The organism is Variovorax sp. M-6, assembly GCF_052114385.1.
GTDB lineage: Bacteria > Pseudomonadota > Gammaproteobacteria > Burkholderiales > Burkholderiaceae_C > Variovorax.
On record NZ_JBFREQ010000028.1, the window covers coordinates 1 to 16,996 of the forward strand.

Here is a 16,996-nt window from a genome sequence, read left to right on the forward strand (position 1 = left end):
TGCAGGGTCCATCCCTGCCTCCATCGCTCCCACATCAATGCCTTCTGGCTGTCTGTGTAGTAGGTTCGCGTCCGGTAAGCCATCTGCAACACTCCTTCTGCCTACGGCAGTCATCAGTGTGTTGCATCGACCGGTTGAATCCGCAGCCACAAACGGACCTTCGCAACGCTCTCTCAATTGAGCCGCGCGGACGATGCCGAAGCTCGCGCCCCAGGCCATCGTCCATTGTTTCAATGAAGACTGGCGCAGGCCCAACGCGTGAGTTCAATCACGGCGCGAGTGGGTACGGCCCTCTTTTGAAGCTCGCACGCCCTCGCGAGTCAAGGCTGAGCCACCGTGACGGAAGAGGGAGCGCTTCCCGCTAAGAACGGGCTGCCCGTGATGGCTGTGAGCGCGCCGGTGCCAGCATCGATTCGGTAGGCCGAGACGCCGCCGCCAAAGTTCGCCACATAGGCGAAGGTGCCTGGCGGGTTGACCGTGACGGACTTGGGAGCATTTCCCGCGGCGAACGGGCTGCCCGTGATGGCGGTGAGAGCGCCGGTGGCCGCATCGATGCGGTAGGCCGAGACGGTGCTGTCGCCATAATTCGCCACATAGGCGAAGGTGCCTGCAGGGTTGACCGTGACGGAGACGGGGAGGCTTCCCGCGGCAAACGGGCTGCCCGTGATGGCGGTGAGCGCGCCGGTGGCGGCATCGATGCTGTAGGCCGAGACCTTGTTGTTGCCTTGGTTTGCCACATAGGCGAAGGTGCCTGCGGGGTTGACCGTGACGGAGTTGGGGGCGCTTCCCGCGGCGAACGGGCTGCCCGTGATGGCGGTGAGCGCGCCGGTGCCAGCATCGATCCTGTAGGCCGAGACGGTGCTGCCGCCAACGTTCGCCACATAGGCGAAGGTGCCTGCTGGATTGACAGTGACGGAGTAGGGATTGTTTCCCGCGGTGAACGGGCTGTTCGTGATGGCGGTGAGAGCGCCGGTGCCCGCATCGATGCGGTAGGCCGAGACTGTGCCGCTGAAATTGTTCGCCACATAGGCGAAGGTGCCTGCGGGGTTGACAGTGACGGAGACGGGCTCGCTTCCCGCTAAGAATGGGCTGCCCGTGATGGTGGTGAGGGCGCCGGTGGCGGCATCGATGCGGTAGGCCGAGACTGTGCCGCCGGCATTCGCCACATAGGCGAAAGTGCCTGCGGGGTTGACAGTGACGGAGGCGGGCACAGCTCCCGCGACGAACGGGCTGCCCGTGATGGCTGTGAGCGCGCCGGTGGCGGCATCGATGCGGTAGGCCGAGACGGTGCTGTCGTTCTGATTCGTCACATAGGCGAATTGCGGTCTGATGGCACAGGCCACGCTCACGTTGCTCACATTGCTCGTGCCAATGACGCCCGTCCCATTCGTCACCACACAGGCCTGTGTCCGGGGCCGGGTGCCGACCGTCACCGTATAGGCCGCTCCGGCGGCCAGACCCGACGCGGCTTGGAATGTCCCGTTCTGCGATATCACCACAGGTTGGTCATTGCCCAGCAGGGTGACCGACTCCCCCGTGGCCAGACCCGAGAGCGAACCTGTGACCTGGTAGGTCACCGTGTTGCCCGAGGCCGGCGCTGAGGGCGCACTCCCGTCGCCCGAGTCGGGCACGATGGGCGCGCCGCCAAGGGCGAAGCCACCGCCACCGCCACCGCCGCATGAGCTCAGCAACAGCGAAGCAGCCAGCATCACCGACATCCCAATTGAAGTCTTTCGCACCCTTGTCCCCTTGATTTGTTACAAAATTGTTTGCAAGTGTAAATAGGTTGACCGCTTGGTCTGAAGGAGCACGCATGTGGGGCTGGGTGCCGAGGGCGATTCGGTACGCAATCTCAATGCACCGCCGGCGCAAAGCAGGCCGGATGGTGCCGGCAACTTCCCCAGCATTTCGGTCGAGCGCGCGATGCGATGGTGGCTAGGAGACTCAGCGGCGAGGGACCTTGAGTACGCGACGGTCGCGACGCAGAATGCGCTCGCATCGTTCCAAATTGAAGGCCCGCTTCGGAGAAATCGGTACAGCCGCTTTGGGCCCATCCTTGCCGGTCGCCCTGTACGAGCGAATGTCAGCAAGCAGTCTAGACCGGAAGTCCCGCCATAGGACGCGAAGTGACCGTCACATCACCCGGCTGCGTTTACCGCATCCTTCAAGGCTTTTCCAGCCGTGAACTTCACAGCCTTGCTCGCCTTGATGGTCATCGACTCGCCACGGATTGCGGCCCGCACGCTCGGCGCGATTCGAAACGGAGAAATTGCCGAAGCCAAGAAGCTGCACGGCTTCGCCTTTGGCCAAGGCGCCGGCCAGGTGCTCGAGCGCGGAATCGAAGGCTCGTGCGGCGTCGAGGTTCGGATTCGATGGTCACTGTGAATTGCTATCCGTTGGCACTACCTCGAATTCAAACGCCAGTGGCTGCCAGTCTTCTACCCACACGAGCATCGAGTGAGGACCAATCGGATCACCCGGCGCAGTGACCATAGCTCCATAGATAAAGCCGTCGAGCACGTCGAGCGTTAGGTCGTAGGAAAGAGAGCGGCCGTCTCCTGAACTACCCGCACGGTCCCGAAGAAAAATCTTCCTGGCGCCCTTGGGCCCGGCGATGCGTGCGAGCACTCGTACTTTTCCACTTTCCTTGTTCATGCGAATAGCGAAACCATAGAGCACATTGCTCGCCAAAGGCACGACACGGGACTTTTCGAAACGCAATGGAATGCCCTCGCTGTCCTTGGGCAACTTGTGAAACACCCCAAACTCTGCCTCTGTCGGGCACGTGCTGTCCTGCACCGGGGCAAAGACGCAAGCCTGCACCACCGACGCATTCGCCGCGTCGACTGCCGAGGCGGAAGCAGGCACTTGTGAGACTTGCGCCAACGACGCAGTCGCGGCAATGCAGGACCCGACGCACAACGCAATAGCAGTTCGAAAGTTATTCATTGCTCGTAGTAAGTTGTAAGTCGCTGGACTTTGGCATTCTGACGAGCCAGAGTATCAATAATTTTCACCATTGATTTGAAGGTCGCTTCTTGCGCGACTCGAGCAGCTTCAAATCGTTTCGGGTCTGGCACCCAGCCGCCTTCAGAGAGAAGTCATGGGCCACGCGCTTTTTGAAGGTTGGTTCGGGAAATTGTGTGCCAGGGCCGAAGGTCGGCTCCTGGCCGGCTACGGCCAGTCACGACGACCAAAGCATGCTTAAATCTTCATTGCTCTGACTGCCCGTTCCAGACTCGCCCGCATGATCACGCGATGAAACGGTGAAATCGTCGCAAGATAGATGCGCCCCAGTTGGTTATGGCAATGCACCACCGTCCCCGCGACCAGCTCGCGCCCATTTGCCGCGTCGGCGCGAATTTGGATGGTGACGCGGAAGTCGAGATGCCGGTCATCCTCGCCCACCACCAACTCCGTCGCGCTCTTTGACTGCACCGGGAAGAAGCCGATCACCGGCCCACGCGCCGCTGCGGCAAGACCGACGGCACGCGACGACTTGACGCCGACTGGCGCCATCACCACGTCGCGGGCCCGCGTGAGCGCACGAACCCACCAAGCCTGTCGCTCCAACGCGGCGCGTGCCAGCACCTCCACTTCATCGCTGGCGTGTGCCGGCAATCGAATTGCAAAGGCGTCCAGGAGGTCTGCGCCCGCGTAAAGCGGCGCAAGCACACTGTTGCTAGGCATTGGCACGGCGCGCGCTTTGGTCAAGGTAGTGTTCCGGGGTTGGTTCTTGGTGCCCAGCAGTCTAGGCGAAACGCGTCAGGTCTTTCGCCTTGCGAGTGGCGAAGTCTTGCTCGCAGACGACATCGGCGCCACACCAAACTGCGGTGCCCGAACTTGTCGCCTCGCAAAGCGCATCTTTCAAACCAACAGGGGTGATTGCGAGGAAGACTAATTTCGCTCCTGTTGTGAATTCTCAGGGATGGCTGAGTGACCGGTTCTGGCCGATTCCTGAAGTCGCATCAGGTGCTAGTGCCCCCGAAGCCACCTCTCGCGGCTTAGTCGATACAAGCAGTGTCTTTTCAGCTCGCTATCGTCCGGCAACGCCGGATTCGGGTAGTCGAAGTCTGCGTTGGCATTGGTCATTCCAACGCGTTCCATTACCGCGCGCGAAGGAAGGTTGATGGTCGGCGTGAACGAAACAATCTCTTGGAGTCCTAGCCGGTCGAACCCAATGCGGAGCGCCGCCTTGGCACCCTCGGTGGCATACCCCTTGCCCCAATGCTCCCGGGCCAGCCGATAGCCGAGTTCCACACATGGCATAAACGTCAACGCGCGTCTGGGAACGGTCAGACCGATAAAGCCGATGAAGTGCCCGGATGCGCGGGTCTCCACAGCCCAATTGCTCCAACCTCGGTCATCGAGTTCGGCGCCCCACCGTTCGATGTCGCGGTCGCTCCCCTCGCGGGACTGCAGGCTTGGGAAGAAGCGCATGACGACCGGGTCCATGTTCAGGGCGGCATACGGCTCGCGGTCCACGTCCTTCCACTGCCGAAGATGCAAACGCTCCGAGATGATTTCGATTGCCATCGTGATTGCCTCCGGCTTGTCCTCTCGTGGCCGCATGTTGCCTGCGGGGCCGAGCTACGCAAGCGGTTCTGTGTCAAGGGTCATTGCTTGAGGGTACAGCGTCGCCCTTTGGCGAAATCAGAGGACCGTAAGGAGCTTCCGGTCTTGGCTGCGGTCACTGACCGAACCAGCGGTCCTTCATGAGCCCGAGAAATCCTTCAGAAAGTGGTATTCCTGAAGCAGACCCAATGACTGAGTCGATGCCGCATTTGGGACACACAGCCGTTGTTCTTCGGTCGGTCCATTCTGCGATGTCCCCTGGCGGGTATGTTTCAAGGCAATAGAAGCACCCACATTGGGCGCTTGCTTCTATCTCCGCTCGATGGTTTCCGCAGTGAAGGTGAGCCTCGGTGACATCCATAGGTATTCAAGCGAGCTTGTAGGGTGGAAACGGTTGGCGCATCGTGGCGAAGGTCGGCTCCTGGCTGCGGATTCAACCGGCGATTCGCCGCATTCTGCCTTTCCCCTGACCGGACGTGGCGTGCGCCCGCTGGCCGCCATAGCGTGCCGGCACCTGTTCGTTGTTCACTCCGTTGGCTACCTCCTCCCCCGTCTGGCGTTGCACTTCGGGCGGCGCAGCTGTTGGCGAGCCGCCATCAGGCGGGTCCGCGGGCGGTGCCCCGGAGGTCAAGTGGCGCGTTTACGAAGGTCGAATGTCGTTCCGCAGAAGAGCTTGCCAGCGCGCCCGCGTTCTTCGCTCATCCTTGAGTGCGGGTGCGTCTCAGTAGGGCGGCGGCTTGCGCGCGCGCTGTGCGCGCGCTGCCTCGGTCCACCATGCCAGGTCGTCGGCGAAGTGAACGAAGGACCGCTCGAGCGCTTCGCCGGCATTGCCGGTGGGCCGACCGCTGGCATCCAGCGTCTGGGAGATGGGGCCGACCGCGAGCGTGCTTGAAACGACCACCATGCCCATCTCGGACAGGATGGAATGCCAGATGGTGCCCGAGCGGACACCGGAGAACCGGCCCGCCGAATAGCTGGCGATGGCGGCTGGGCGCCAGAACCACTCCTCGAGGAAGTGGTCCGTCAGATTCTTCAAGCCGGGCTGCGGACCCCAGTTGTATTCGCCGGTCACGAAGACGAAGGCATCCGCGGTGCGTATCTGCTCCGCCAGAGCTTCCATTGCCGCTGGCGCAGTGCCCTTGGGGTACTCCTTGTACATGCGGTCGAGCATGGGCAGGTCGACCGCCTTGGCGTCCACCAGCTCCGCATCGTCCCCTCGCGCCTTGAGGCCGGCGACCACGTAGTCCGCCAGACGCACGCCCATCCGGTCCGACCGGTAGGAACCATAGAACACCAGGACCTTGTCACCCATCGTCGCTCCGTTTCAAAACCGGAAGGTGGCCGGTCATCGAATGGAGGCTACAGCATCGGCGCCATCGCGATCGGGCCGACGCCAGCCTGACGTCCCCGACCGGGTCAGCTCGAACCCTCGGCGAGCACCGCCTGATAGACGGTCAGGTCGCCGGCCGAGAAGCAGCAGAAGATGACCTCTTCGACGGTCGAGCCTTGTTCCAGGCTCGCTCGAACGGCAGCCACCGCAACCTGCGCCGCGAGTTCGATCGGATAGCCGTACACGCCGGTGCTGATGCTCGGGAACGCGACCGTTCGCGCACCTCGCTCGCCCGCGAGCGACAGCGACTTCCGATAGCAGGACGACAACAGTTCGGCTTCGCCATGGGTGCCGCCATGCCACACGGGCCCGACGGTGTGGATGACGACCCTGGCGGGCAGGCGATAGCCCTGGGTGACCTTGGCGTCGCCGGTCCGGCAGCCGCCCAGCAGCCGGCATTCCCGCAGCAACTCGGGGCCCGCGGCGCGATGGATGGCGCCATCCACACCGCCACCGCCGAGGAGGGAGGTGTTCGCCGCGTTGACGATGGCGTCGACCGTCAGCTGGGTGATGTCTGCGCGAAGCGCGCGCAATGCTGCCGGCATGCGGAGCGTTCCCTTCTTCTCAGCGTGCCTGTGCGCGCGTCAGCAGGTAGTCCTGATGCACGACGTTGTCGGCGTAGTAGAGGGCGACCATGGCATCGAACTCGGCCCGGAGGGCGGCGAGCCTGTCGGGCTCCGTCGCGACGCTCTCGACCAGCTTCTGGATCGGCCCGACGGAACGCTCCATGAACAGGCGGTAGTGCTCGATGCTGAGCGCAGGGAAAGCCATCGTGCCGCGCTCGAAAAAGGGCGCGTCGAAGCGTGTGCCCAGGCGTTCCGTGACCGTCGCGGGATGGCCCCATAACGGAGGCGGCGCCGCCCCGGCCGGAGGCGGCGGCGAGTTGCGGCCTACGAAGGCGAATACGCGGCCAATGAGGTGCTCCGGCGGCCAGGTGGCGAACGCAATCCGTCCGTTGCGCTTGAGCACGCGATGCATCTCCGCTATCGCGACGTCGGGGCGCGGCGCGAACATGTGTCCGAACTGGCTCAACACGACGTCGAACGACGCGTCGGGGTAGGGCAGCTGTTCGGCGTCGCCCTCGGTCCACACGATGTCCTCTCGCCGGGCGATGCGAGCGTTCTCGCGGGCCTGCTCGAGGAGTTCGGGCGTCAGGTCCAGCGCCTGCACCTGCGCGCCGGCCCGCGCCGCCGTGATGGCCACGACGCCGGTCCCGGTGCCGACGTCGAGCACGGCCTCGCCCGGCGCAATGCGCGCAAACCTCACGAGGTGACCCGCCACCGGGGTGGTGAACATGGCCGTCGGCGCGAACGAGGCCCACATCTCGCGTTGTCGCTGCTTCAACTCTGCAAACGGATCCTGGTTCATGCCATTTCTCCATGTTCGCGAAGGTGCGGACTCGACGAACTGTAGTCGTCGCAGTGTCAAACGCAAGGCCATCCAGGATCGCCTGGGATGTGGATGGCGCTGCCTGGTCGAGGCGTCCGATGCGGGGCCGTCGAACCGGCCAACCCCTGGGTAAACCCCGAGTCCATCGCGCGAACGAGGCTGACAGAATCTGGTCCTACCAATTTGGTAGGACCAATTAAGCAAACTCACATGGTCGGCACCGTCCTCCCCGCCCCGAGCGACAGCTCGCAATTGCTGGCGCGCATCCTTCCGTTCATCCGGCAGCGTGGCTATGCCGCCGGCGAGCGGATCCCTTCGGAGCGAGAGCTGGCCGAGCGCTTCGGCGTGAGCAGGGGGCTGCTGCGCGAGGCACTGTCCACCCTCGAGGCCATGAGGGTGGTGGAGCGACGCCCGCAGTCGGGCATCTACCTGCGCGACGTGGCGCGAGAAGCCTCGCTCGACATGCTGGTGATCGAGTCCGATCTGGGGATGCCCGTGTCGCCCGCCGACGTGAAGGATCTGAACGAATTCCGTTCGATGCTGGAGGTGCAGGCGGTGCGGCTGGCATGCATCCGGCGCACCGACGCCGACCTGGCGGAGATCGATGCCGTGCTCGCCGTCTCGCGTGCGCGGTATGCGGCCGGCCAGTCGCTCAGCGAGGAGGACGCGCGCTTTCACATCGCGCTGTGCGCGGCCAGCGGCAACAAGCTGATCCAGCGTGCCGCGAACTCCTTCTGGCTCGCGTCGCGGGCGCGGCGCGAGCGATACTTCAGCGAGCCGGCCAATGCGTTGCGCTCGCTCGCGCAGCACACGGCCCTGCGAGATGCCGTGGCCGCCGGAGACGCGCTGCGGGCCATGGACATCCTCGGCGACCACCTGGGCAACGTCGAGCGCTTCTGGATGACGCAGCTCGGCCCGGACGCGGCCGCTTCGTACGCGGGTTGAGATCGTCGTCCATGGCTGCCCGACCGCTCGTCCTCCTCACCAATCCCATCGATGCGCGGCAGGCCGAACGCCTGGCGCTGCATGCCGACCTGCAACTCGCCAGCGCCACCGACGCCGACACGCTGCGCCGCGAGGCCCGCAACGCCGCCTTCATCGTGGTGCGCGCGCCCTTGCCGCCGGCCCTGTTCGACGAGGCGCCCGTTCTGCGCGCCGTCGTCCGGCACGGTGCCGGCCTCGACATGATCCCGGTCGATGCGGCAAGCCGCCGCGGTGTCGCCGTGGCCAATGTGCCCGGTGCCAACGCGGGCAGCGTCGCCGAGTACGTGCTCGGCCAGATGCTCGCGCTGGCGCGGCGCCTGCCGCAGATCGATGCCGCGCTGCGCACGCACGGGTGGGACACCGCCCGGCAACTGGCCGACCATGGCGCCGACCTGAGCGGCCGCACGGTGACCATCGTGGGCATGGGCGCCATCGGCCAGGCGCTGGCGCGCATCTGCGGTGCGGGCTTCGGCATGCGGGTGATCGGGGTGCGGCGGCATCCGCCGGCCGACGATGCGCGCGTGCAGTACCTGGCGCTGGCCGATGCGCTGCCGCTGAGCGACTACCTCGTGCTGGCCTGCCCGCTGAGTTCGCAAACGCGCGGCCTCATCGGCGCCGAGGCGCTGGCCCGGCTCAAGCCCGGCGCGCGACTGGTCAACGTGGCGCGCGGCCCGGTGGTCGTCGAGTCGGCACTGGTCGAGGCGGTTCGCAGCGGCCATCTCGCGGGCGCCGCGCTGGACGTGTTCGACACCCAGCCGCTGCCGCTCGACTCGCCCTTGCGAAGCCTGCCGCAGGTGCTGCTGTCGCCGCATCTCGCCGGCATCACGCCCGGCAGCATGCAGCGCATGAGCGAGGTCGTCGTCGACCAGCTGCTCGAGATGCTGCAGGGGCGACTGCCTCTTCATTTCGTCAACCCCGAAGCGCAAGAGGCCATCCTCGCGCGCTGGTCACATCTGTCCGCCTCATGAAGATCAAGAGCATCCGAGCCCGCTGGCTCCATGTCCCCATTCCCTACGAGAAGCAACACGTCTCCGACTTCGGCCGTGTCGCGTCATTCGATTCCGTGCTGGTGCGCATCGAGACCGAATGCGGCCTGGTCGGCTGGGGCGAGGCGAAGGAGGAAGTGGGCAGCGAGGGCAACAGCCACGGCCTGGTCGCCATCATCAACCAGAAGTTCGGCCCCAGCCTGGTGGGCGAAGACCCGCGCGACATCAATCGCCTGTGGGAGCTCATGTACAACGGCTGCCGCGGCCACTACGCGCTGGCGCATGGCCACGTGTTCCCGATCATGGGACGCCGCGGCGTTTCGATTGCCGCCATCAGCGGCATCGACATGGCGCTGTGGGACCTGCTGGGCAAGCACCTGAACGCCCCCGTGTGGCGCTTGCTCGGCGGCCGCAAGGCCGAGCGCATGCCGGCCTACGCCTCCGGCGGGTGGGCCGATGCCGAACACATCGGCGAGCAGTTGCTCGGATATGTCGCGCGCGGCGGCTTCGGCGCCGTGAAGATGCGCGTGGGCGTGATCGATGGCGACCCGGTGAACTCCGCGCGCCGCGTGATCGCCGCGCGCAAGGCGCTGGGCCCGGACATCGGACTGGCATGCGATGCCCACGGCACCTACACGGTGGCCGAGGCCAAGCGCTTCTGTCGGCTCGTCGAGGACTGCAACCTGCTGTGGTTCGAAGAGCCGGTCACGGCCGACGACAAGCGCGGCATGGCCGAAGTCCGCGCATCGACCGCGATCCCCATCGCCGCCGGCGAGAGCGAGTTCAACCGCTTCGACTTTCGCGACCTGGCCGAACTGCGTGCGGTCGACGTGTTCCAGCCCGACCTCGCCATCTGCGGTGGCATCTCGGAAGCCATGCGCATCGGCGCCATCGCCGCCGCCTGGAACATCAAGCTGGCGCCGCACCTGTGGACCGGCGCACTGGCCTTCGCGGCGGGCATGCACGTCGCCAGCGCCTCGCCGGCCGGTTGGCTGCTCGAGTACTCGGTGGGTGCGAACCCGCTGCTGCAGGAGCTGGCCGAGGAACAGTTCAGCGTGGCGGACGGCACGGTCGAGATTCCCGACCGTCCGGGCCTGGGGATCACGATCCGCCAGGCGTTCGTCGACCGCTACGCGGTCGCTTGAAGCGGCGCAGCGTCCAGAAAAAAAAGAGAGACAGGCATGAAGATCGACAGCGTCACCGCGTTCCCGATGACCTACGAGTTCCCCAAGGGCAAGACCGTGCCCATGGGCATCGGCAATGCACAGAAGCGCGATGTCATCGTGGTGCGCGTGCGCACCTCCGATGGGCTGGTGGGCTACGGCGAATCGCATCCGGGCCGCAGCCCGGGCGCGGTCGCGAGCCTGGTCAACAACACGCTCGGCCCGCTGGTCCAGGGCATGGATGCCTGCGACGTCGTCGGCGTGTGGGCGCGCGTGCACCGCATGCAGCTCGCGAGCCACGGCCTGGGCGCGGCCTCGGCCATCGCGCTGAGCGGCATCGACCTGGCGTTGTGGGACCTTCGCGGCAAGGCGGCGAACATGCCGCTCCATCGCCTGCTGGGCGGCAGCCGGCGGCGCATCAAGGCCTATGCGGGAGGCGTTGCCATGGGCTACCAGGCGCCCGGGGCCTTGGCCGACGAGGCGCAGGGCCACGTGTCACGCGGCTACAAGGCGGTGAAGCTGCGCGTGGGCGATACGGTGGAGCGCGACATCGAGCGCATCCGGGCCGTGCGCCAGGCACTGGGCAGCGGCATCGAGATCCTGGTCGACGCCAACACGGCCTACACGCTGGCCGACGTGCGTCGCGTGCTGCCCGCGCTCGAAGAACTGGGTGTGGGCTGGCTCGAGGAGCCGTTCGCCTGCGACGACTTCGCGTCCTACCGCGCCGCCGCCCAGATCAGCCACCGCGTCCCGTTGGCCGCGGGCGAGAACCACTACACGCGCTACGAGTTCGCGCGCCTGCTGGAAGACCGCAGCGTGCAGATCTTCCAGCCCGACCTGTCGAAGACCGGCGGCGTGACCGAGACGCTGCGCATCGCGGCGGCGGCCTCGGCCTGGCGCATCCCGGTCAACCCGCACAGCTCCGCCGGCGGCATCAACATGGCCGCCACCGTGCATCTGCTTGCCGCCATCGACAACGACGGCTACTTCGAAGCCTGCGTGTCGCAGCTCAATCCGTTGCGCGACATGTTCGGCGCGCCGTTCGAGATCGGTGCCGACGGCTGCGTCGAGCCGCTCGACCGGCCCGGCATCGGCCTGGAGATCGACGAGAAGGTCTTCCAGCGCTTTCCGTTGATCGACGGCCTCGGCTACGCCTGAGCGGCGACACGCCGCTTCGTTCGCGTCGTGCCCTGCCACGCGGGGCGCGATGCATTTCAAAGAAAAAAGACTGGAGACACCCATGAATCGCTACCGCTTTCCCACCCGCCGCCTCGCGCTGACCCTCGCCATGGCCGCCGCCTGCCTCGGCCCGCTGGGTGCCGCCGCCCAAAGCTACCCCGACAGGCCGATCAAGCTGCTGGTTCCCTTCGCGGCCGGCGGCACCACGTCGACCCTGGCCCGCGCGCTGGCGGACCGCATGGGCAAGGCGCTCAATCAGAGCGTCGTCGTCGACAACAGGCCCGGGGCCGGCGGCAACATCGCCATGGAGGCGGTCGCGCACGCGGCACCCGACGGCTACACGCTGCTCATGGGCCCGATCGGGCTGGCCATCAATCCCGCGCTCTACCCCAAGCTGAACTTCGATCCGCTCAAGGACTTCGCGCCGATCGGCCTCTATGGCGGCGTGGCGAACATCCTGGCGGTGAATGCGTCGCTGCCCATTCACTCGGTGAAGGAACTCATCGCCTATGCCAAGGCGAACCCGGGCAAGCTCTCGCAGGGTTCCAGCGGCAACGGCAGCTCCAGCCACCTGGCGGGCGAGATGCTCAAGGCCAGCACGGGCATCGACATCCTCCACGTCCCGTACAAGGGCGGCGCCCAGGCGATGAACGATGTGCTCGCCGGCCAGACCTCGATGCTGTTCGATCAGATGCCCGCCGTGCTGCCGCAGGTGCAAGGCGGCCGCGTGCGCGCGCTGGCCGTCACCACGGCGCAGCGTTCCAGCGCCGCCCCGGACATTCCGACGATGGCCGAGTCGGGCGTGCCGGGCTACGACGTGAACGTGTGGTTCGGCATCCTGGCGCCGGCAGGCACACCGGCGCCGATCGTGACGCGGCTCAACACCGAGATGAACAAGATCCTGCGAGACCCGGAATTCCGCGCCAGCCTGGTGAAGATGGGTGTCGACCCGATGCCCAGCACGCCCGCCGAGTTCAGCGAATTCCTGCGCAAGGAAACGCAGCTCTGGGCCCAGGTGGTGAAGAGTTCGGGCGCCAAGCTGGACTGACCGATGCATCGACCAACGATTTCGAGGAGATACGCAATGACACGCATCGCATCATTCACCGTGGCCCTGGCCTGCGCTGCGGCGCTGGTGGTGCCGGCCGCCGCCGTGGCACAGACCGACTACCCCACCAAGGGCCTGCGCGTCATCGTGCCCTTTCCGCCCGGTGGCGCCTCCGACACGCTGGGCCGCATGGTGGCACAGCACCTGTCGCAGGCCTGGGGCCAGCCGGCGGTGGTCGAGAACCGTCCCGGCGCGGGCGGCAACATCGGCGCCGAAGCCGGCGCCAAGGCCGCGCCCGACGGCTACACGCTGACGCTGGCCGCGGCCGGCTTCATGGCGGTCAATCCGTCGATCTACCCGAAGCTCAACTACGACTCCGCCACCGATTTCCAGCCGGTCGCGTTGCTCGTCAAGGCGCCGCTGCTGCTGGTCGTGAATCCCAAGGTACCGGCGCAGAGCACGCGCGAGTTCATCGACCTGGCGCGGCGCGAACCGGGCAAGATCTCCATCGGCAACGGCGGAACGGGGACGGCGCAGCACCTGGGAGGCGTGAGCTTTGCGCTCGCGGCGGGTGTCGACGTGCAGCACATCCCGTACAAGGGCAGCGCGCCGGCCACCACCGACCTGCTGGGTGGCGTGGTGGACGCGCAGTTCGACAACCTCGTGACCCTGGTGCCTTTCGTCAAGAGCGGCAAGCTTCGCGCCCTGGGCGTCTCCTCGGCCCAGCGCGTGGCCGCGCTGCCCGATGTCCCGACGCTGGGCGAGAAGGCGCTGCCGGGCTTCGAGACCGGCACCTGGTACGGCATCGTGGTGCCGAAGAACACGCCCAAGCCGGTGGTCGACAAGATCAACGCCGCGCTGCTCGGCATGCTGGCGCAGCCCGAGGCGCGGGACAAGCTCGTCGCCATGGGGCTGGAGCCCGAAGGCGGCACGCCGGCACAGTTCGGCACGCTGATCCGCGGCGAGATCGCCAAGTACGCGACCATCGTCAAGTCGGCCAACGTCAAGGCCGAATAGACCGGCCCGACGAGCCGCGACGAGGCGGCGTCTCTTCACCATCGGGAGGATCTCGCTCCCCTTGACCCGGGAGGCCGCGCCCGTCAGCATCAAAGGCCATGGACCGCAACACCTGGCTCATCTACCTCCTGGCAGCCGTCGGCCTGTCGCTGTCGCCCGGCCCCAACGGGCTGCTGGCGCTCACGCACGGGGCCTTGCACGGCCGGCGCAAGGCGCTGTACACCATCTTCGGCGGCGCCTTCGGCTTCATCGCCGTCGTTGCCCTCTCGATGTTCGGCATCGGGGCGCTGCTGCAGGCGTCACTGGGTTGGCTGACCGTGATGAAGTGGCTGGGTGGCGCGTACCTCGTCTGGCTCGGCATCCAGGTCTGGCGCTCGCCCCCGATCGGCATCGAGGTTCAAGGTTCGGCGCCGGCCCGGCCGGGCTGGTCGCTCTTCCAGCAGGGCGCACTCTCCGCGCTGACCAATCCCAAGGGGCTGCTCTTCTTCGCCGCCTTCCTTCCTCAGTTCATCGACCCCACCCGCAGCCTGTTCGTCCAGTTCGTCATCATGGCCGGTACCTTCGCGACGATCGAAATAGCGACCGAGGCGCTCATCGCCAGCATGGCGCATCGCATCAGTCCGTGGCTTCGACGCGTTGGGCGGCGCTTCAACCAGGCCTGCGGCGGGGTGTTCGTGGCCATCGGGGTCGCGCTGCCTTTGCGGGGCTGAACGGCCCCCATTGGATCCATGATCGCGATGCCTCGCTATGTTGCATTCCTCCGCGGTGTGAGCCCCATGAACGCCAAGATGCCGGAGTTGAAGCGCTGCTTCGAAAGCGCCGGCTTCACCGACATCAAGACAGTGCTCTCCAGCGGCAACGTCGCGTTCAACGCGCGTTCTGTGTCGCAGGCGGCACTTGAACGCAAAGCCGAGGCGGCGATGGCGAAGCAACTCGGTCGGACGTTTCATACCATCGTGCGCTCAGCCGATGATTTGCGTGATCTGCTCGAAGCGGACCCATTCGCAGCACTTCAACTGTCGACGAACGCAAAGCGAGTCGTAACGTTCTTGCGCGAGCCGCCCGAGGCCGATCTCTCGCTCCCCCTCGAGGTCGACGGCGCGCGGGTGCTCGCCACGAAAGGCCGGGAAGTCTTCACTGCGTACGTTCCGAACCCGCGCGGCCCCGTGTTCATGACGCTGATCGAGAAGACCTTCGGAACCGCCGCAACGACTCGCACATGGGACACGGTCAAGAAATGTGCCGCAGCCTGACAGCGGACCTTCGCCGTTCCAGCCTGTCCGAGATCGACACGCGACCGATGGCTCGGAATGCTGAGGGTCCGCGCTAGACGCCGGGCGCCGCCGCCGGGACCAGCCCATAGCGGGCCATGACGGAGACCAGCGCAGCCTTGTCCGGCGGCGCGCCGGTGTTGACCACCGCACCGACATCGCGAAAGTACTGGGCGCCGATGTCCGGCGACTGCACGACGAGTGCCCGGGCTTGCGCGTCAAAGGGGTTCGAGAACTGGTGAACGCTCCCCTTGGGACTGAACATCGTCTCGCCGGCCGCGAGGTCACGCGCTTCGGCATCCACGGAATACCGCAACGTCCCCTCCAGCACATAGATGCATTCGTCGTTCTGCGTGTGGCTGTGCGGAGGCGGCACGTTCGAGCCGGGCGGCACGGTGAGCTCGAACATGCCGACGCGGCCGGTCTGGGACCCGTCCACGAGGTAGCGAATGCTCAGTTGGCCGACTTTGATGGCCGATGGGTCAGTCATGTCAATCCTTCGTCGTGTGAAAGCGGAATGCGGATTCTGGGCGGGACTCATGGTTGCGGCTTGCCGTCGAGGGCCTCGGCGATCGCCGCGCCGATGTAGGCCAGCGGCGTCGCCCAGATCACGGACAAGGTGCCGACGGCAAACTGGGCCTTCGCGAAACGCTCCGGCGTCATGTCGCCCGGCCCCGCTCCGTAGAGCTGGTACTGCTGGTACAGGTCGTAGTTCAGGTACAACCAGGCGGCAACGACCAGCAGCAGCAGGATGAATTTCGACACGCTGTGCCACGGCGCGATGGTCTTCTGCACCACCTTCGTCGTTTGCAGGAAGAGCCCCAGGATGAAACCGACCCCGGCGCCGAACAATTCGACCGTGCTGTAGTCGGGCAGCGTGCCCAGGTATCTGGAGACCGTGGGCCACGACAACAGGGCGCCGACGAGCGCGCCCAGTCCCTTGATGATCTTCTCTCTCATGGCCCGGGCCTACGTTCCGGCCGCCACGTAGACGCCCATGTACGTGGCGCGGCCGGCCGTCCGGTCCCGCTGCACGGCGGGCAGCTCCACGATGTCCAGGCCCGTCACGGGAAGCTCGAGGTTGACGGAGGAGGTGGCTTCCTTCTCCCAGGCGTCCGTTCGCTCGAGCCGCAGGACGTCGCGCTGGCCGAAGTCCGCGGCGACCCAGGCGTCGTCCGCCGACTCGAAGTCCCGCGCAGCCTCCGGCCCCGGCCGGATCGAGAACAGGTACCCCTGCGTCTCCAGCCGGGACAGGGACGACCTCAGCGCGGCGACGACCTCCGGCTGGGTGCGAGGCAGCACCATGTAGAGCTGGGTGCCCTTTCTCCAGTTCATGTGCTGGTAGTAGATGGGGTCCTTCGGGGACTTTCGCACGGCCGAGATCTGGAATTCGGTCTGTGCCTCTTTCATGCCCAGCATGAGCTTTCCGGACACGAGCTGGGACACGTAGTTCCAATAGTGCTCGGGCTTGCTCCATGGTGGCTGCGAATCCATCGTGTACGTGGTGGCCGGCAACGCCTTCGGGTCCTTCGTGTACAGGATGTCCTTGGACTCGGGCCGGATCCTGGCAGTGAGCCGCCGGACGAACACCAGGCAGGTCTCGACCGGCAACTCGCCCAGCGCCGAAGTCCGGAACCCTGCGGCGGGCCATTGGAAGTACAGCCGCCCGGGAGGCCGCCCGGCCTGCTTGTCACCCTGGTCGACGTTGCATACCTGGTAGACCAGCTCGTGCTCCTCGGCACCGTCGCGCAGGCCCTTGGGGTTGTCGACGGAGGAGACGATCGCCCTGACCGGGACGCTTTGCCTGGCGTGGATCTCGCCATCGACCGGATAGCCGAGCGCGTTCCTGACCGGGCCGGCCGCCGTGCTCACGCCGGCGATCGTGAGCCCCACCGCAACGCAAGCCTGCATTCTCATGGTTTGCTCCTCGGGAACACGACTTGCACGAGACACGCACCCGTGTGCAGCTGCGTTTCCATCTCTCGGGGAGACTC

18 protein-coding genes and 1 pseudogene are annotated in these 16,996 nt (G+C 66.1%); 8 read left to right on the plus strand and 11 right to left on the minus strand.

The genetic code is table 11. From position 1 onward, the window contains the following. Nucleotides 1–320 precede the first annotated feature (320 nt). From AB4Z46_RS26110 to AB4Z46_RS26145, 8 genes and pseudogenes are all read right to left on the minus strand, one after another. Nucleotides 321–1,718: a lactonase family protein gene (locus AB4Z46_RS26110; protein WP_442286460.1), complete on the minus strand. Its 1,398-nt coding sequence runs from the start codon at nt 1,716–1,718 to the stop codon at nt 321–323. Between the two features lie 420 nt (nt 1,719–2,138). Further along, a pseudogene (locus AB4Z46_RS26115) lies at nt 2,139–2,340 on the minus strand (HU family DNA-binding protein); the annotation flags it as partial. A 36-nt stretch (nt 2,341–2,376) separates the two neighbouring features. Next, nucleotides 2,377–2,949, minus strand: a complete 573-nt coding sequence (locus AB4Z46_RS26120; protein WP_442286461.1) for a hypothetical protein — start codon at nt 2,947–2,949, stop codon at nt 2,377–2,379. A gap of 255 nt (nt 2,950–3,204) precedes the next feature. Continuing rightward, nucleotides 3,205–3,714, minus strand: a complete 510-nt coding sequence (locus AB4Z46_RS26125; protein ID WP_442286462.1) for a DUF2867 domain-containing protein — start codon at nt 3,712–3,714, stop codon at nt 3,205–3,207. Nucleotides 3,715–3,975: 261 nt separating this feature from the next. Next, nucleotides 3,976–4,536, minus strand: coding sequence for a GNAT family N-acetyltransferase (locus AB4Z46_RS26130; protein WP_442286463.1), 561 nt, complete (start codon nt 4,534–4,536; stop codon nt 3,976–3,978). Between the two features lie 760 nt (nt 4,537–5,296). Further along, on the minus strand, nt 5,297–5,887 hold the full coding sequence (locus tag AB4Z46_RS26135; protein WP_442286464.1) for an NADPH-dependent FMN reductase: 591 nt from the start codon (nt 5,885–5,887) through the stop codon (nt 5,297–5,299). A gap of 104 nt (nt 5,888–5,991) precedes the next feature. Then, nucleotides 5,992–6,510, minus strand: coding sequence for an O-acetyl-ADP-ribose deacetylase (locus AB4Z46_RS26140; protein WP_442286465.1), 519 nt, complete (start codon nt 6,508–6,510; stop codon nt 5,992–5,994). A gap of 19 nt (nt 6,511–6,529) precedes the next feature. Then, the gene (locus AB4Z46_RS26145; RefSeq protein WP_442286466.1) at nt 6,530–7,333 is read right to left on the minus strand and encodes a class I SAM-dependent methyltransferase; all 804 of its coding nucleotides are present in this window, start codon (nt 7,331–7,333) and stop codon (nt 6,530–6,532) included. A gap of 231 nt (nt 7,334–7,564) precedes the next feature. On the opposite strand from AB4Z46_RS26145, the gene AB4Z46_RS26150 reads away from it, so the two are divergent. The 8 genes from AB4Z46_RS26150 (at nt 7,565) to AB4Z46_RS26185 (ending at nt 14,984) form a co-directional block, all read left to right on the plus strand. After that, on the plus strand, nt 7,565–8,299 hold the full coding sequence (locus tag AB4Z46_RS26150; RefSeq protein WP_442286467.1) for a FadR/GntR family transcriptional regulator: 735 nt from the start codon (nt 7,565–7,567) through the stop codon (nt 8,297–8,299). 11 nt (nt 8,300–8,310) lie between these two features. Then, entirely contained in the window at nt 8,311–9,306 is a 996-nt protein-coding gene (locus tag AB4Z46_RS26155) for an NAD(P)-dependent oxidoreductase (RefSeq protein WP_442286468.1), read from the plus strand. Then, nucleotides 9,303–10,469, plus strand: coding sequence for a mandelate racemase/muconate lactonizing enzyme family protein (locus AB4Z46_RS26160; RefSeq protein WP_442286469.1), 1,167 nt, complete (start codon nt 9,303–9,305; stop codon nt 10,467–10,469). The genes AB4Z46_RS26155 and AB4Z46_RS26160 overlap by 4 nt, the downstream gene beginning before the upstream one ends. 36 nt (nt 10,470–10,505) lie before the next feature. Continuing rightward, nucleotides 10,506–11,645 carry a mandelate racemase/muconate lactonizing enzyme family protein gene (locus tag AB4Z46_RS26165; protein ID WP_442286470.1) on the plus strand — a complete coding sequence of 380 codons (1,140 nt, stop codon included), beginning with the start codon at nt 10,506–10,508 and terminating at the stop codon, nt 11,643–11,645. 82 nt (nt 11,646–11,727) lie between these two features. After that, nucleotides 11,728–12,714: a Bug family tripartite tricarboxylate transporter substrate binding protein gene (locus AB4Z46_RS26170; RefSeq protein WP_442286471.1), complete on the plus strand. Its 987-nt coding sequence runs from the start codon at nt 11,728–11,730 to the stop codon at nt 12,712–12,714. A 36-nt stretch (nt 12,715–12,750) separates the two neighbouring features. Beyond that, complete coding sequence (locus AB4Z46_RS26175) at nt 12,751–13,731, plus strand: Bug family tripartite tricarboxylate transporter substrate binding protein (protein WP_442286472.1); 981 nt, start codon at nt 12,751–12,753, stop codon at nt 13,729–13,731. 98 nt (nt 13,732–13,829) lie between these two features. Continuing rightward, on the plus strand, nt 13,830–14,441 hold the full coding sequence (locus tag AB4Z46_RS26180) for a LysE family translocator (protein ID WP_442286473.1): 612 nt from the start codon (nt 13,830–13,832) through the stop codon (nt 14,439–14,441). A 27-nt stretch (nt 14,442–14,468) separates the two neighbouring features. After that, nucleotides 14,469–14,984, plus strand: a complete 516-nt coding sequence (locus AB4Z46_RS26185; protein ID WP_442286546.1) for a DUF1697 domain-containing protein — start codon at nt 14,469–14,471, stop codon at nt 14,982–14,984. Between the two features lie 73 nt (nt 14,985–15,057). Here the strand turns inward: AB4Z46_RS26185 and AB4Z46_RS26190 are convergent, their stop codons facing one another. Genes AB4Z46_RS26190 through AB4Z46_RS26200 form a run of 3 tightly spaced genes read right to left on the minus strand, consistent with a single transcriptional unit; the run spans nt 15,058 to nt 16,919 of the window. Next, a complete protein-coding gene (locus AB4Z46_RS26190) occupies nt 15,058–15,492 on the minus strand; it encodes a cupin domain-containing protein (protein WP_442286474.1) in 435 nt (144 codons plus the stop codon). A gap of 47 nt (nt 15,493–15,539) precedes the next feature. Further along, nucleotides 15,540–15,962 carry a hypothetical protein gene (locus tag AB4Z46_RS26195; RefSeq protein WP_442286475.1) on the minus strand — a complete coding sequence of 141 codons (423 nt, stop codon included), beginning with the start codon at nt 15,960–15,962 and terminating at the stop codon, nt 15,540–15,542. A gap of 9 nt (nt 15,963–15,971) precedes the next feature. Then, nucleotides 15,972–16,919, minus strand: coding sequence for a hypothetical protein (locus AB4Z46_RS26200; protein ID WP_442286476.1), 948 nt, complete (start codon nt 16,917–16,919; stop codon nt 15,972–15,974). Nucleotides 16,920–16,996: the final 77 nt, after the last annotated feature.

Bases quoted from the DNA above. Each gene is read 5' to 3' on its own strand.
- AB4Z46_RS26110 (WP_442286460.1), bottom strand. From the start codon at position 1,718: ATGTCGGTGATGCTGGCTGCTTCGCTGTTGCTGAGCTCATGCGGCGGT.
- AB4Z46_RS26120 (WP_442286461.1), bottom strand. From the start codon at position 2,949: ATGAATAACTTTCGAACTGCTATTGCGTTGTGCGTCGGGTCCTGCATT.
- AB4Z46_RS26130 (WP_442286463.1), bottom strand. From the start codon at position 4,536: ATGGCAATCGAAATCATCTCGGAGCGTTTGCATCTTCGGCAGTGGAAG.
- AB4Z46_RS26135 (WP_442286464.1), bottom strand. From the start codon at position 5,887: ATGGGTGACAAGGTCCTGGTGTTCTATGGTTCCTACCGGTCGGACCGG.
- AB4Z46_RS26140 (WP_442286465.1), bottom strand. From the start codon at position 6,510: ATGCCGGCAGCATTGCGCGCGCTTCGCGCAGACATCACCCAGCTGACG.
- AB4Z46_RS26145 (WP_442286466.1), bottom strand. From the start codon at position 7,333: ATGAACCAGGATCCGTTTGCAGAGTTGAAGCAGCGACAACGCGAGATG.
- AB4Z46_RS26150 (WP_442286467.1), top strand. From the start codon at position 7,565: ATGGTCGGCACCGTCCTCCCCGCCCCGAGCGACAGCTCGCAATTGCTG.
- AB4Z46_RS26155 (WP_442286468.1), top strand. From the start codon at position 8,311: ATGGCTGCCCGACCGCTCGTCCTCCTCACCAATCCCATCGATGCGCGG.
- AB4Z46_RS26160 (WP_442286469.1), top strand. From the start codon at position 9,303: ATGAAGATCAAGAGCATCCGAGCCCGCTGGCTCCATGTCCCCATTCCC.
- AB4Z46_RS26165 (WP_442286470.1), top strand. From the start codon at position 10,506: ATGAAGATCGACAGCGTCACCGCGTTCCCGATGACCTACGAGTTCCCC.
- AB4Z46_RS26170 (WP_442286471.1), top strand. From the start codon at position 11,728: ATGAATCGCTACCGCTTTCCCACCCGCCGCCTCGCGCTGACCCTCGCC.
- AB4Z46_RS26175 (WP_442286472.1), top strand. From the start codon at position 12,751: ATGACACGCATCGCATCATTCACCGTGGCCCTGGCCTGCGCTGCGGCG.
- AB4Z46_RS26180 (WP_442286473.1), top strand. From the start codon at position 13,830: ATGGACCGCAACACCTGGCTCATCTACCTCCTGGCAGCCGTCGGCCTG.
- AB4Z46_RS26185 (WP_442286546.1), top strand. From the start codon at position 14,469: ATGCCTCGCTATGTTGCATTCCTCCGCGGTGTGAGCCCCATGAACGCC.
- AB4Z46_RS26190 (WP_442286474.1), bottom strand. From the start codon at position 15,492: ATGACTGACCCATCGGCCATCAAAGTCGGCCAACTGAGCATTCGCTAC.
- AB4Z46_RS26195 (WP_442286475.1), bottom strand. From the start codon at position 15,962: ATGAGAGAGAAGATCATCAAGGGACTGGGCGCGCTCGTCGGCGCCCTG.
- AB4Z46_RS26200 (WP_442286476.1), bottom strand. From the start codon at position 16,919: ATGAGAATGCAGGCTTGCGTTGCGGTGGGGCTCACGATCGCCGGCGTG.